The 14365-nt window shown below is 66.3% G+C and carries 14 protein-coding genes; 5 read left to right on the forward strand and 9 right to left on the reverse strand.

Annotated elements, in window-relative coordinates; all coding sequences use genetic code 11:
• Positions 1-71 precede the first annotated feature (71 nt).
• The 4 genes from pstB to pstS all read right to left on the reverse strand — a co-directional run bounded on the left by pstB (position 72) and on the right by pstS (position 4193).
• On the reverse strand, positions 72-851 hold the full coding sequence (pstB, locus tag AC3ANU_RS00580; RefSeq protein WP_018770927.1) for a phosphate ABC transporter ATP-binding protein PstB: 780 nt from the start codon (positions 849-851) through the stop codon (positions 72-74).
• Between the two features lie 72 nt (positions 852-923).
• Complete coding sequence (pstA, locus tag AC3ANU_RS00585; protein ID WP_018770928.1) at positions 924-2036, reverse strand: phosphate ABC transporter permease PstA; 1113 nt, start codon at positions 2034-2036, stop codon at positions 924-926.
• Positions 2037-2969, reverse strand: coding sequence for a phosphate ABC transporter permease subunit PstC (pstC, locus tag AC3ANU_RS00590; RefSeq protein ID WP_018770929.1), 933 nt, complete (start codon positions 2967-2969; stop codon positions 2037-2039).
• 102 nt (positions 2970-3071) lie between these two features.
• Positions 3072-4193 (reverse strand): phosphate ABC transporter substrate-binding protein PstS, encoded by a 1122-nt coding sequence (gene pstS, locus AC3ANU_RS00595; protein WP_018770930.1) that lies wholly within the window; start codon positions 4191-4193, stop codon positions 3072-3074.
• A gap of 250 nt (positions 4194-4443) precedes the next feature.
• Here pstS and AC3ANU_RS00600 point away from each other — a divergent pair, with 250 nt between their 5' ends.
• From AC3ANU_RS00600 to AC3ANU_RS00610, 3 genes are all read left to right on the forward strand, one after another.
• Entirely contained in the window at positions 4444-5571 is a 1128-nt protein-coding gene (locus AC3ANU_RS00600) for an FUSC family protein (RefSeq protein ID WP_018770931.1), read from the forward strand.
• Positions 5572-5636: 65 nt separating this feature from the next.
• On the forward strand, positions 5637-7010 hold the full coding sequence (gene radA / locus AC3ANU_RS00605) for a DNA repair protein RadA (RefSeq protein ID WP_018770932.1): 1374 nt from the start codon (positions 5637-5639) through the stop codon (positions 7008-7010).
• Positions 7011-7133: 123 nt separating this feature from the next.
• Positions 7134-8822: a sensor histidine kinase gene (locus tag AC3ANU_RS00610; protein WP_488315236.1), complete on the forward strand. Its 1689-nt coding sequence runs from the start codon at positions 7134-7136 to the stop codon at positions 8820-8822.
• A 67-nt stretch (positions 8823-8889) separates the two neighbouring features.
• On the opposite strand, the gene AC3ANU_RS00615 is transcribed toward AC3ANU_RS00610, so the two are convergent.
• Positions 8890-9129, reverse strand: coding sequence for a hypothetical protein (locus AC3ANU_RS00615; RefSeq protein WP_018770934.1), 240 nt, complete (start codon positions 9127-9129; stop codon positions 8890-8892).
• A 135-nt stretch (positions 9130-9264) separates the two neighbouring features.
• Between AC3ANU_RS00615 and AC3ANU_RS00620 the strand changes: the two genes are divergently transcribed.
• The gene (locus tag AC3ANU_RS00620; RefSeq protein ID WP_018770935.1) at positions 9265-9753 is read left to right on the forward strand and encodes an NUDIX hydrolase; all 489 of its coding nucleotides are present in this window, start codon (positions 9265-9267) and stop codon (positions 9751-9753) included.
• Positions 9754-9765: 12 nt separating this feature from the next.
• Here the strand turns inward: AC3ANU_RS00620 and AC3ANU_RS00625 are convergent, their stop codons facing one another.
• The 4 genes from AC3ANU_RS00625 to AC3ANU_RS00640 are packed head-to-tail and all read right to left on the reverse strand — an operon-like array spanning position 9766 to position 13309.
• A complete protein-coding gene (locus AC3ANU_RS00625) occupies positions 9766-10167 on the reverse strand; it encodes a universal stress protein (RefSeq protein WP_488315237.1) in 402 nt (133 codons plus the stop codon).
• Positions 10164-11708: a tripartite tricarboxylate transporter permease gene (locus tag AC3ANU_RS00630; protein ID WP_377204388.1), complete on the reverse strand. Its 1545-nt coding sequence runs from the start codon at positions 11706-11708 to the stop codon at positions 10164-10166. Before AC3ANU_RS00630 ends, AC3ANU_RS00625 begins: the two co-directional genes overlap by 4 nt.
• Positions 11709-11717: 9 nt before the next feature.
• On the reverse strand, positions 11718-12293 hold the full coding sequence (locus AC3ANU_RS00635) for a tripartite tricarboxylate transporter TctB family protein (protein WP_051081421.1): 576 nt from the start codon (positions 12291-12293) through the stop codon (positions 11718-11720).
• Between the two features lie 5 nt (positions 12294-12298).
• Positions 12299-13309, reverse strand: a complete 1011-nt coding sequence (locus AC3ANU_RS00640; RefSeq protein WP_018770939.1) for a tripartite tricarboxylate transporter substrate binding protein — start codon at positions 13307-13309, stop codon at positions 12299-12301.
• A gap of 150 nt (positions 13310-13459) precedes the next feature.
• Here AC3ANU_RS00640 and AC3ANU_RS00645 point away from each other — a divergent pair, with 150 nt between their 5' ends.
• Positions 13460-14344: a LysR family transcriptional regulator gene (locus AC3ANU_RS00645; RefSeq protein WP_377204386.1), complete on the forward strand. Its 885-nt coding sequence runs from the start codon at positions 13460-13462 to the stop codon at positions 14342-14344.
• Positions 14345-14365 lie beyond the last annotated feature (21 nt).

A 14365-nucleotide genomic window follows, 5' to 3' on the forward strand; every position in this document is an offset into this window, starting at 1 on the left:
TTACTACTAGATTCAAAAGTATCTAGATGAGCGTACTAAACCGGCCAGTAGATCGCCAACGCTGGAGTGCCCTATCCGAAGCGGCCGGACACGTAGTCCTCAGTAGCCTTCTGGACGGGGTTGCTGAAGATCGTGTGGGTGTCGCCGTATTCGATCAGCTTGCCCGGCTTGCCGGTGCCCGCGATGTTGAAGAACGCCGTCCGGTCGGAAACCCGCGCGGCCTGCTGCATGTTGTGGGTAACGATCACCACCGTGTACTGGTCCTTGAGCTCATTGATGAGGTCCTCAATGGCCAGCGTGGAAATGGGGTCCAGGGCGGAGCACGGCTCGTCCATGAGGATCACCTGCGGCTCCACGGCGATGGCGCGGGCAATGCAGAGCCGCTGCTGCTGGCCGCCCGAAAGGCCGGAACCGGGCTTCTCCAGCCGGTCCTTGACCTCGTTCCAGAGGTTGGCGCCCTTGAGCGAGCGCTCCACCAGGACGTCGGCCTCACCCTTGGAGATCTTCTTGTTGTTCAGCTTGACGCCGGCCAGCACATTGTCGCGGATGGACATGGTGGGGAACGGGTTGGGGCGCTGGAAGACCATGCCGATCTGGGAGCGCACGGTGACGGGGTCCACGCCGGGGCCGTAGAGGTTGTCGCCGTCCAGCAGGACCTCACCCTCGACGCGCGCGCCGGGGATGACCTCGTGCATGCGGTTCAGGGTGCGGAGGAAGGTGGACTTTCCGCAGCCGGAGGGGCCAATGAACGCGGTGACGGACTTGGCCTCGATGTTGATGCTGACGTCCTCCACGGCAAGGAAATCGCCGTAGTACACGTTCAGGTCCTTGACGTCGATGCGCTTAGACATGGAGTTCCTTCACTTACTGGGTATGGATTGAAGTCTAGGATCCGCCGCGGTATGGCGGAAGGGAGGGCCTGGTTACCGGCCGGCTTTGGGGGCGAAGATCCTGGCGATCAGGCGGGCCACCAGGTTCAGGACCATCACCAGGATGATCAGCACCAGCGCCGCGCCCCAGGCCCGCTGCGAGGACGGGTCCGGGTTGGAGGGCGAGGTGGGGTTGAGGATCTGGGTGTAGATGAACGTGGGCAGCGATGCCATCCAGCCGCCAAAGACGTTCGAGTTGATGCTGGTGGCAAAACCGGCGGTGACCAGGATGGGCGCCGTCTCGCCGATGACCCGGGCAATCGCCAGGGTGACGCCGGACGCGATGCCTGAAATCGCCGTCGGAATAACCACCTTGAGGATGGTGCGCCACTTGCGCACGCCCAGGGCGTAGGCGGCCTCGCGGAGTTCGTTGGGGACGATCTTGAGCATTTCCTCGCTGGAGCGGACCACCACGGGGATCATCAGCACCGACAGCGCGACGGCGGCCACCGCACCGGTCTTGGTGCCCGGGCCCACCACCACGAAGAAGAACGCGGCAGCGAACAGGCCCGCCACGATGGAGGGGATGCCGGTCATGACGTCCACGAAGAACGTGATGGCCCTGGCCAGGCGGCCGTCGTGGCCGTACTCCACCAGGTAGATGGCGGTGAGCAGCCCCACCGGAACGGAAATCATGGTGGCAAGCAAGGTGATCTGCACCGTGCCCAGGAGGGCGTGGTAGATGCCGCCCATCACCGGGCCGCCGCTTTCCACGGCCTTGTTGTCATAGGCGCCCGTGACGCCGTTCATGGAGGTGGTGAGGAACCCGGGGTCCATAAGACCCGGGATGCCGTTCACCAGCACCGTCCAGATCACCGAAACCAGGGGCAGGAGGGCCACCAGGAACGAGCCCACCACCAGGCAGGTGGCCAGCTTGTCCTTGGCCTTGCGGGACCCTTCCACCACTGCGCTCCAGGACACCAGGCCGATGGCGAACAGGATCGCGGAGACCAGTCCCCAGCCGAACGCATTGAAGCCGACCAGGGCCAGGATGGCGGCGCCAACAATCAGGGCCGCAGCCAGGACGGCGTAGGGGGCATACTTGGGCAGTTGGCCCTTGGTGAGCGCCGACCGCTTGCTGCGGACGGGCGTAAGCGTGGAGGTCATTTAGTTGGCTCCCGAGAATTCTTTGTGCCGGGTGATGACCCAGCGGGCGATCATGTTCACGGCCAGGGTGATGACGAACAGGACCAGGCCGGCGGCGATCAGCGTGCTGACCCTGATGCCGCTGGCTTCCGGGAAGTTCAGGGCGATCTCGGCAGCGATGGTTTGGTTGCCGGACTGGATCAGGCTGGCCGTCAAAGCGCCGGAGGACAGGACCAGGGCAACGGCCATGGTTTCGCCCAGCGCGCGGCCCAGGCCCAGCATGACGGCGCTGATGATGCCCGGCCTGCCGAAGGGCAGCACTGCCATCTTGATCATTTCCCAGCGGGTAGCGCCCAGGGCCAACGCGGCTTCTTCATGCAGCTTGGGGGTCTGCAGGAAAATCTCGCGCGACAGCGAGGTGATGATCGGCAGGACCATGACCGCCAGGACGATGCCTGCGGTGAGGATTGTCTTGCCGGTGGTGGAGGCCGGACCCTGGAAGATGGGAAGCCAGCCCATGTTGGCCGCCAGCCAGACGTACGCCGGAGAAATTTCCTTTGCCAGGAACGCTGCACCCCATGCACCGTAGACCACGGACGGAATGGCGGCGAGCAGGTCAACCACATAGCCCAGTCCGGAGGCAAGGCGGCGCGGTGCGAAGTGTGAGATGAACAGCGCCACGCCAATGGCGATGGGGGTGGCGATGACCAGTGCGATGACGGCCGCGATGAGAGTGCCGATCACGATGGGCCAGATGTAGGCGAAAAAGCCCTGGCCGCCCTGGATCTTGTCGGCGGGCGCGGTCAGGGCGGGAACTGCCTGGACAACCAGGAACAGTGCGACGCCGAAGAGGACGGCAAGGATCAGGCACCCGGCTGCCAGCGTGGCGCCGGAAAAGACTTTATCCCCGGCGCGTCCGGCGCCTTGGGTACTTGTCAGGGGGGTGGCGGTCATTCGACGGCCCTTCGAGTCGTTGCTGGATTGGGAATGCAGGGTGCAAAGCCAAGTTCCCCGCACTGCCTTCCGGCAGGCGGGGAACCCGGTTCGCAGCGATGGCTAGGACTTGGCCTTGATCGAGTCGATCGCCTTGACAGCCTTGGCTGCGAGGTCCGAGGACAGCGGAGCGGACTTGGCCGAGTCTGCTGCGGCCTTCTGGCCTTCAGCGGAAACTACGTAGTGCTCGAAGGCCTTGACCAGGTCCACGGTCTCCTGCTTGTCGTACGTGGTGCACAGGACGTGGAAGGACACCAGGACGATCGGGTAGGCGCCTTCGATGGTGGTCTTGCGGTCCAGCTTGATGGACAGGTCGTTGGCGGCGCGGCCTTCAACCGGCTTGCCGGCGTCCACTGCCTTGGCGGCAGCATCGGCGGAGATCTTGGTGAAGGACTCGCCCACCTTGATCTGGGCCACGCCCAGCTTGCCGCTCACGGCGGAGTCGTCGGCGTAGGTCACGGCACCGGGGGTGTCCGTCACGGTCTTGACCACGCCGGAGGTTCCCTTGGCGTTCTCACCCTGCAGGCTGGCAGGCCAGACACCGGCGGCCTTGTCGGTCCAGACGTCGGAGGCAGCGGCGGCCAGGTAGTCGGTGAAGTTCTGGGTGGTGCCCGAGTCGTCGGAGCGGTTCACCGGGGTGACCTTGAGGTCGGGCAGGGAGACGCCGGCGTTCAGGGCGGCGATGGCGGGGTCGTTCCACTTGGTGATCTGGCCGCGGAAGATCTTGGCTACGGTGGTGGCGTCAAGCTTCAGGTCCGTGACGCCGGGAACGTTGAAGGCCACAGCGATCGGGGAGATGTAGACCGGGACGTTGATGGCGCCGTCGGGGCCGCAGACGGACTTGGAGGAGGCGTATTCGTCATCCTTCAGGTACGCGTCGGAGCCGGCGAACTGGGCCGAGCCGTCCAGGATGGCTTTGCGGCCTGCTCCGGAGCCGTCCGGGGAGTACTGCACGGTGGCGCCGGAGTTGGCGGAGGCAAAGTTGGTCTTCCAGGCGTCCATGGCGGCGCCCTGGGCGGAGGAGCCGATGCCGGTCAGCGTGCCGGTGACCTTGGTGCCGCCGGCGGACTGGCTGCCGGCAGGAGCGGTGCCCGTGGCATTGTCTGAACCGCAGGCGCTGAGCGCGAGTGCGCCGGCTGCGATGACAGCGATAGCCGCGTGGCGGCCGAAGCGGAGTGCCTTCACTTAGATGTACCCCTTCCAGGGTTATTCAGGTGCGGGACAGGGCCGGAGAACCCTGCTGCGCGATGCGTACGGTGTGTACCTTTCAGTAAGTTATGGGCTGCAGGTAACGGGATGGGCTGTTCAAAGTGAACGGAGGATTAACGACGGCGGGATATTGGCTGACAAATGCCGGGTCACCATTGCGCGGATCACAGGTCCGGCCGTAGTGGCCTGCCCGGGTGCTCCACCGCCACTGAATAGACTTGAACCCATGGCAATCGAAGCAGGACTCTCGGCAACCCAACGGTTCCTGCGCAGCCGCGTCCGGACCGGCCTGATCCGGAGCCGCAACTCGTTCGTCCCTGCCATCCAGATGACCGTCTGCGCGGTGGGCGCCTACGCCTTCGCGGAATACGTCCTGGGCCACTCCGGCCCGCTGTTTGCCGCCACCTCCTCGCTGATCGCGCTCGGGTTTTCGCGGGAACCGCGGCTGCGGCGCGTGATGGAAGTGGGCCTGGGCTGCACCATCGGGATCGCCGTTGGTGACCTGCTCCTGCACTGGCTGGGCGGGGAAATCTGGGTGGCCGCCGTCGTTCTTCTCTTCTCCATCCTGCTGGCGCGGTTCCTTGACAGCGGGAACATCTTCACCACCCAACTGGCCCTGCAGTCGCTGCTGGTGGTGCTGCTTCCGGCGCCGTCGGGCGGACCGTTCACCCGGAGCATCGATGCGGTGGTGGGCGGCCTGTGCGCCCTGCTGGTGACCATCCTCATGCCCAAGGACCCACGGCGGGAACCACGCCGCGACGTCCAGAAACTGCTGCACGAACTGGCGGAAGTGCTGCGGGAATGCGCCTCCGCGCTGGCCAACAGCGACTCTACCCAAGCGTGGCATGCGCTGATCCGCGGCAGGAACTGCCAGCCCCTGGTCGATGCCATGCGGCAGTCGCTGCGGGCCTCCGGGGAAGTTGCCACGCTGGCGCCCGCCTACCGCCGGCACCGGGATGAACTGGACCGGCTCAAGCAGTCGCTGGACTTCATCGACCTGGCCCTGCGCAACAGCCGAGTCTTTGCGCGGCGGCTCACCAGCGCCATCAACCACGCCGCCCTCTCGGACGAGGCCACGGACAGCATCGCGGAGGTGCTGCAGGAGACCGCTGCCGCGATTGATGAGCTTTCGCTGGGCCTTGCGGAATCGCACGACGGCGTCCGCCGCGCCCACCTGCGTACGGCCCGGCGCGACCTGAGCGAAATCGCCCTTCGCCTGCACCCCAAACTCCTGGAGGTGCAGCGGCTGGAGGGCGAAACGGTGGTGATGCTGTTCCGGCCACTGATGGTGGATCTGCTGGAGGCCACGGGCATGGACGCGGACGAGGCCAGGGACGTACTGCCCGCACTGTAGGCGGGATGGGCCCGGGCCCAGCGCGGGTGGGCCCGATGTCGGTGCCCGCCACTAGGGTTGGACGCATGGCAACAAAGACTTCCCGGGCCTCCAAGGCGCCCGCATACAAATGCGCCGAATGCGGCTGGACCACCGTGAAGTGGGTGGGCCGCTGCGGCGAGTGCCAGGCGTGGGGCACGGTTGAGGAAACAGGCACGGCGGTGGCGCGGACCACCGCGGCCACAACAGTCGTGGAGCCGGCGCGGCGGATCGCGGACGTGGACGCCACCACCGCGGCGTTCCTCCCAACAGGGGTGGATGAACTGGACAGGGTGCTGGGCGGCGGACTGGTTCCCGGCGCCGTCATCCTGCTGGCGGGTGAGCCCGGAGTCGGCAAGTCCACCCTGCTGCTGGACGTTGCCGCCAAGTTCGCGCGGACAGCCCAGGACGTCCTGTATGTCACCGGCGAAGAGTCGGCCGCCCAGGTGAAGCTGCGGGCGGAGCGGATCGACGCCGTCGCCGAATCCCTCTACCTGTCCGCGGAGACGGACCTTGGGCAGGCGCTGGGGCAGGTGGAGAAGATCGAACCGCGGCTGCTGATCGTGGACTCGGTGCAGACGCTCAGCAGCGCGGACGTGGACGGCAGTGCCGGTGGCGTGTCCCAGGTCCGGGAAGTGGCGGCTTCCATCATTGCCGCAGCCAAGCGGCGGAACATGACAACCCTGCTGGTGGGCCACGTCACGAAGGACGGTTCCATTGCCGGACCGCGGCTGCTGGAACACCTGGTGGACGTGGTGTGCCAGTTCGAAGGTGAGCGGCACTCCCGGCTGCGGCTGCTCCGTGCCGTGAAGAACCGGTACGGGCCGACGGATGACGTGGGCTGCTTCGACCTGAATGAAAACGGCATCGACGGCCTGGCCGATCCCAGCGGGCTGTTCGTCAGCCGCACCAAGGATCCGGTTTCCGGGACCTGCATCACCGTCACCATGGAGGGGCGCCGCCCCCTGCTGGCGGAGGTGCAGTCGCTGCTGGCGGAAAGCCCCAACTCTCAGCCGCGGCGGGCCACCAGCGGGCTGGACAGTTCCCGGGTTTCCATGCTCCTGGCCGTGCTGCAGCAGCGCGCAGGGACCCAGCTGCACAAGGACGATTCGTACGTTGCCACCGTGGGCGGGGTGAAGCTCAGCGAACCGGCAACGGACCTTGCGGTGGCCCTCGCCGTGGCGTCAGCCAAGGCCCGCAAGCCCCTGCCTGTCCGGCTGATCGCCTTCGGCGAGGTGGGGCTGGCAGGTGAAGTCCGGCCAGTACCGGGCATCAACCAGCGCATCCAGGAGGCACACCGGCTGGGATTCACCCACGCCGTGGTTCCGGCCAGCCACACCGGCCCGGGCCCTGTGCCTGCAGGGTTTTCGGTCCGGGAAGTGGAACACCTCACGGAAGCGCTCAGCCTCCTGATCGGGTAGCGGCAGGAGATTGCCGGCGCCCACGGAACGCCCTGCCCTGGTTTCTGCAGGGCTTTCGGCGGGTACTGTTGGTGCAAAACCTTCTTGCAGACGGAGGCTTTTGGTTTCTGCGCTGGGGGAAGCATGGCAATCAAGGAACAGCAGGGCACCGCCGACCGTGCGGGCCGCGTACGCATGGCGCCTGTGCAGCCGGTTGTGTCGGACCGGATTGACGGACTGCTCGAAGGCCTGAGCATCCGGAAGCGCGTGGCCGCAAGCCAGCTGCCGGTCACGGCCACGGTTGCACTCGTGGTGATCGCCACGGCAATCTTCAGCCCGAAGACGTTCGACGACAACCTGTTCGTGGCGGCGCTGCTCTTCCATCTGGCAATTGCCGCGGCGTGCTTTGCAACACCCTGGGGCCGGCTCCCTGCAGGTGCGTTCGCCGTCATCCCGCTGCTCGACTGCCTGGCCATCGGGTTCACCCGTGAGGCGGGAGGCCCGCCCTTCAACGTCCTCAGCATCATGCTCGTGTTCCCCGTCATCTGGCTCTCCGTCCACGACCGGCCGTACATGCCTGTCCTGGCCATGGCCGGGGCAGTCCTCAGTACCGTGGTTCCGTCTGTTGTCCAGGGCTCCCCGGTGCTGGGGGGATCGATGATCAGGACCCTGATCCTTCCCCTGGTCCTGTCAGTCATAGCGGTGACCGCGCATGTGATGGCCACAACCATCCGGCGCCAGCGGATCAAGCTCATGGAAAACGAACTGCACCTGGGCCGAACACTCGGTGAAAGCGTCCGCCGGCAGGCCCTGCTCGACGCAGTGCTCAGGGCGGTTGGCGTGGGCGTTTGGGTGGTGGACGCCAAAGGGAACACGGTGCTGGCAAACAGGGCAATGCACGCGGACCCTGCCCTTGCCGGCGTCATCAGCCCGGCAGGGGGCCAGGCACCCCTGATGTCCGCCGACCGCTCCACTCCAGTGCCGGCAAACCTGCTTCCCGCTGCCCGCGCCGCAGCGGGAGAAGCCTTCATTGACGAGCTGTACTGGGCCGGCCCGGCGGACCGGCAGCGCGCCTATTCCGTGAGCTCGCACGGGTTTCCTCCGGCGGGCGGGCAGGAAGGCGGCGCCGTCATCACGTTTGTGGACGTCACCAGCCTGATCGGTGCGCTGGCGGCCAAGGACAACTTCGTTGCCACGGTTTCGCACGAGCTGCGGACCCCCCTGACATCCATCCTCGGCTACCTGGAACTGGTCCTGGACGAACCCGGGCATGAGGACATCCGCGACGAGCTCCTGGTGGTGCGCCGGAATGCCGAACACCTGCTGGGACTCGTCAACGACCTCATTGCGGTCGCCTCGGAACGCGTGGACCTCGCGCTGGAGCAGGCGGACCTTGCCCGGCTGGTGGCCCGGGAGGTGGACGCAGCTTCGCCCAAGGCTGCCGGCAACGGACTGCAGCTGGTGCTCGATGTGGAGCAGCCGCTTCATGCCAGGATGGATCCGGCACGGATCGGCCAGGTGATCCGGAACCTGCTTTCGAACGCCATCAAGTACTCCCCCAACGGCGGCCTGATCACCGCCCGGGCCTTCCGGACCCGGGAGGGCCTGGCCTGCTCCATCACGGACACCGGCTTGGGGATGACCGTGGAGGAGCAGGAACAGGCCTTCAGCAAGTTCTTCCGTTCGGCCCGGTCGCGTGAAACCGCCATTCCCGGCGCCGGACTGGGCCTGCCGGTGAGCAAGACCATTGTTGAGGGCCACGGCGGATCAATCAGCCTGGAGAGTGAACCCGGCCGGGGTACCAGGGCAACATTCATCCTGCCGGAATCCTGACCCCCCATCGCAGGGAGCTCCCGTGCTGCCCCTCGGGAGGAACCGCGCCGTCGGCAGGCGACGTGGGTCAGGAACCCGTGCCGGCCAGCCAGCTGGAAACGTCGCTGCGCAGCACGAGGAGGGGGCCGCCGGTGGCGCTCACGTTGCCGTTCACCACGTAATAGCCGCGGCCCGATCCGGCTCCCCCGGCGGCACGGTCCAGGGCATCCACCAGATGCCGCGGCAGGTGGCCCTGCGGCCCAAGGCTGCGGAGTTCATCGACTTCTTCGGGCGTAAGCCGCCCCAAAACCTCGGCAATGTTGGCCATGAGTGGTCCCGTCCCTTTCGACCAGAGTGCCTGGCAGAGTGCCTGAAGGAATAACCTAAAGCAGGGCCGTGAACTCCACGTTAACGGCGGACGGCAACTTCCTTTCCTGTTCCCAGCGGCTTTCTTGGAGGATCAATGCCCATTCGAAGCGCCGGCATCCTGCTGTACCGGCAGGACCCGGCCATGCCCGCCGGCGCCCGGGAGGGCCTGCAGGTGTGGATCGCCCACATGGGCGGCCCGTTCTGGGCCCGCAAGGACGCGCATGCCTGGTCGATTCCGAAAGGCGAATACAGCGAGGGCGAAGACCCACGCGCTGCCGCGCTGCGCGAGTTCGCCGAGGAAATGGGCACCGCGGCCCCGGACGCCGAGTACCGGCTTCTGGGCGATTTCCGGCAACCGTCCGGAAAGCTCATCACGGTCTTCGCGGCCCAGGCCGACTTCGCCCCGGCCGTGATCAGCAGCAACACGTTTCCGCTGGAATGGCCCAAGGGGTCCGGCAGGATCCAGCATTACCCCGAAATCGACGACGCCCGCTGGTTCCCCGAGCAGGAGGCGCGGCTCAAGCTCGTGAAGGGCCAGCTGCCCATCCTTAGTGCCCTGGTCAGCGACGCCGCGCTGGCGTGAAGCCCCGACCCATTAAGAACGCACCCCTGCCTTCACGGCCAGCACCGGCCGGTCCGCCTGCATCAGGATCTGCTGGGCGTGGCTGCCGAGGATGAACTTGCCCACCTGGGTGCGGTGGCGGAGGCCGATCACGATCAGCGAAGCATCAACTTCCCTGGCCACGTCCAGGAACTCGTCCGCCAGGTCGTGCTCGTACGGCGGCTGGATGACGGTGGCATTGACTCCGGCGTCGGCCGCCTTTTTCGCGGCCTGGGCCAGGACGTCCTCCGGGGCCACGGACTTGTCCACCAGCGCCCCATGGCGGGCGGAGTTCACGATGTACAGGTCCTTTTGCCGGAGCCGCGCTTCGGCGATCCCGGCGGCGAGGGCTGCCTCGCCGGCAGGCGTGGGGACGAACCCAACGATGATGCTCATACCTTCTCCTTGATGTTGTTGGTGCTGTCCGTGGCGGAGGCGACTGCCGCCGTCGAGCCCTTGCGCTTGGCCAGCATGCTGCGGAGGCCCGGCAGCACGGCCACCAGCACGAAGACCACCAGCAGTGTTGCCGAGATGGGGCGGGTGAAGAAGCCGGTGGCGTCGCCGCCGAAGACCAGCAGGGAGCGGCGCAGTGAGCTTTCCAGCAGCTCGCCGAGGACGAAGGCCAGAACCAGCGGACCGGGCTCGAAGCCGAACTTCTTCATCAGGTAGCCCACCACGCCGAAGAACACCACCAGGGTCACGTCGAACATGCTGTTGTTGATGGTGTAGGCCCCCAGCAGGGTGATCAGGGCGGTGACCGGCGCCAGGATGGCTGCCCGGACGCGGAGGATGCGGACGAAGATCCCCACCAGGGGCAGGCTCATGATCAGCAGCAGGATGTTGCCGATGTACATGGAGTTGACCACGCCCCAGAAGAGCTCCGGGTTCTGTTCCACCAGCTGCGGGCCAGGCGTCACACCCTGGATCAGCAGCGCGCCGAACATCAGCGCCATGGTGGCGTTGGCGGGGATGCCAAGGGTCAGCAGCGGGATGAACGACGACGTTGCCGCCGCGTTGTTCGCGGTTTCCGGGCCGGCCACGCCTTCCGGTGCGCCCTTGCCGAACCGCTCCGGCTGCTTGGCCCGTTTCTTCTCCATGGCATACGAGGCCATGGAAGCGATGGTGGCGCCGCCGCCGGGCAGAATGCCCAGGAAGAAGCCCAGGACCGAGCCGCGGGTAATGGCTCCCGATGCCTGCTTGAGGTCGGACCTGGAGGGCCAGACATTCGAGACCTTCGACGGCGCCTTGGCAGCCCGGTGCCGCTCCTCGAGGTTGTAGAGGATCTCGCCCAGTCCGAAGAGGCCCATGGCGATGGGCACGAAGTCGATCCCGTCCGCGAGCTGCAGGCTGCCGAAGGTGAAGCGGCTTTCGCCGGTAAAGATATCGCGGCCGACGGTAGCGAGCAGGAGGCCGACGGCGGCCGCGATGAGTGCCTTGGCCTTGGCGCCTCCGCTGATGGTTGCCACCAGCAGGATGCCCAGCAGCGCCAGCGCGGAGTACTCCGCGGGTCCGAAGTCGAGCGCGAAGCCCGCCACCACGGGAGCCAGGAAGGTCAGGCCGATAATCGAGGCGGTTCCGCCGATGAAGGACCCAATGGCCGCCAGGCCCAGGGCCGTGCCGGCCTTGCCCTGCCTGGCCATCTGGTACCCGTCGAAGACGGTGACCACGGAGGATGCCTCACCGGGAAGCCGGAGCAGGACGGACGTGATGGTGCCACCGTACTGGGCGCCGTAGAAGATGCCGGCGAGCATGATGATGGCGGTGACCGGCTCCACGCTGTAGGTCAGCGGAAGCAGGATGGCGATGGTGGCGGCCGGGCCCAGCCCGGGCAGCACGCCGATCAGCATGCCGATCACCACGCCAATCAGGCAGTAGAGAAGGTTCATTGGTTCCAGGACGACGGAAAAACCGTTGATCACAGGATTGAGGAAATCCACGGCGGTCTCCTAGAAGAGGTGGGGGATGGAAGTGCCCAGCGCCAGCACGAAGATCCCGTAGAAGGACGCGACGACGATGGCACTGATCACGAGGGTGGAACGCCAGGTCTCGCTGCCCAGGAACTTCATCCAGATGATGCACAGGATGAGGGCGGGAATCTCGAACCCGATCAACGGCATCAGCGCCACCATGGCGGCCAGCGTGGCCAGGCCAGTGAGGGGCGCGAAGGACATCCGGGTGAACTTCTCCGCGTCCCGGTTGTGCCGGCCCCACACCAGCTGGAAGATGGCCAGGGCCACCATCACGCAGCTGGTCAGGAAGGGCCACAGCCCCGGTTCGGGCTTCTCCGGAGTGCCAAGGCCCATGGAAACTGACAGCGCCAGGGCGGCGGTTCCGACGGCGAGCACCACCAGGGATGAGGCCGCGTTGGCGAGCGGGCCTGCAGCAGGAGGCTTTTCCTCCTCCCACTGCGCAGCCAGTTCTTCGGGGGTCAGGGCCTCGGGCAGGTCTTCCGGGCCGTCACTGCCCGGCGGAAGGGCGGAGCTGCCGCCCCGCCCGGCAGCCACTGCTGGAGTAGTCCCCATGGCCGTTACTTGTTCCCGTTGAGGCTGATGCCGTACTTCTCCACCAGGGACTTGTACTTCGCGGCGTAGTCCTTCCACTGCGTTACCACTTCCTCGCCGGAGATCTCCTTGGGCGTCAGGAGGTTCTTCTTGTTGAACTCCTGGTAGGCGTCGGTCTTGAACGTGTCCTTGAATGCCGCGGCGAGCTTGTCCTTGACCTCCTGGGGAGTGCCCTTGGGAGCCGCGACCGCACGGTACTGTGCCACGGGAACGTCGTAGCCGGCTTCCTTGGCGGACGGAACGTCAGGCAGGAAGCTGTTGCGCCCTTCGGAGAAGACCAGCAGAGGGGTGACTTTTCCGGCCTGGATCTGCGCCATGGCTTCGCCCAGCTGGACAGTGGCCAGCTCCACCTGGTTGCCCAGGACGGCGGTCAGTGCCGGCTTACCACTGTCGAACGGCACATCGGTGCCCTGCACGTTGGCCTGCTTGAACAGGACGGTCTGGGCCAGCTGGCTGCCCGTGCCCACGCCGGTGGTCCCGAACGTGACGTTCCGGCCGGCGGCGGTGACGTCCTTGAAGCTCCTGAACCCGGAGCCCTGGCTGGCCACCAGCACGTAGTCGTCCTGCGAAAGTCCAGTGATGATGTCCAGGTCGTCGAGGTTCACTGCCTCGTCCTTGCTCACGGCAAGGGGGGTGATGGTGACCAGGGAGGCTGTGAGGAGTACCAGCTCCTGGCCGTCGGCCGTCTTGCCGGCAACTTCCTTGGTGGCGAGGGCGCCGTTGGCGCCCGGCTTGTTCACCACGGGCATCGGGGCTCCGAGGGTCTTGGCGGCGCCGTCTGCAAGCGCCCTGGCGATCAGGTCCGTGCTGCCGCCGGCGGCCTGTCCCACGGTCATTGTTACGGGCCCGGCCGGGTACTTGGACGGGTTGCCGGCTGCGGCTCCGCCGGCAACGTTGCCGCCGCAGGCTGTCAGTGCCAGCAGGGTGAAGGCCGACGCCGTTCCGAGAACGGCGCGGCGGGACGGGAAGTGCATCATTGGGACTCCTAGGTGCAAGCGCAGGTGCGGGCTGGGACGCCCGGTACATCTGTGAAGCGGGTCACCCCCGCCTCGCTGTGTTGAGTGTAGGGAGCAGTTATGATGCCTGTCTAAGCCCATATCTGCATCATTTGATACCCGGAAGGCATCATGTTCACTTTCGACCAACTGGCCGGATTCATCGCCGTAGCGGAGGAACTCCACTTCGGCAGGGCGGCAGAACGCCTGAATATGACGCAGCCGCCACTGAGCCGGCAAATCCAGAAACTCGAAAAGGCCGTGGGCGCCGAACTGCTGGAGCGGGACAACAGAAGAGTGGAGCTGACATCTGCCGGCCGGACGTTCCTGGACGAGGCCCGCCGGCTCATGGCACTCGCGGAGCGGGCACCTGTCACCGCACGCCGCATCGCTTCCGGCAAATCCGGCGTCCTGCGGATAGGCTTCACCGCGGCCAGCGGCTTCAGCATCCTGGGTCCGCTGCTGGAGGAACTCGCGGGCATCATCCCCGATGTGGACATCGAGCTGCAGGAACTGGTGACCGGAGACCAGTTGGCCGGGCTGCTGACGGGCGAACTGGACCTGGGGCTGGCACGGCCGCCGTTCGACCGGGAGACCTTTGACTCGCATCTCCTCTACCGCGAGTCCATGATGCTGGCCGTCCCCGATGGGCACCCGCTGACGAAGCTGGAACGGAGCATTGCCGCGGACGATTTCAGCGATGAGCCCCTGATCATGCACTCGGCCACCCAGGCCCGCTACTTCTATGACCTGGTGGTGCGCATGCTCCCCATCCGCCACACCAACGTGGTGCACACGGTGAGCCAGATCCTCACCATGGTGTCGCTGGTGGCGGCCAAGCGCGGGCTGGCCTTCGTGCCCCACTCGGCCACCATGCTAGGTATCCGCGGCGTTGAATTCCTCCCGCTGGAGGGTGGCGACCACGAACAGGTGGAGCTGCATGCGCTGTGGAACCGGAGGGTCACCAATCCTGCGCTGTCGCGCCTCCTTCGGGACCTTGAGTTCGCCATGGAGTAATTGGCACTCCCGAGACGGTAA

The organism is Arthrobacter sp. SDR-2R (assembly GCF_057747955.1).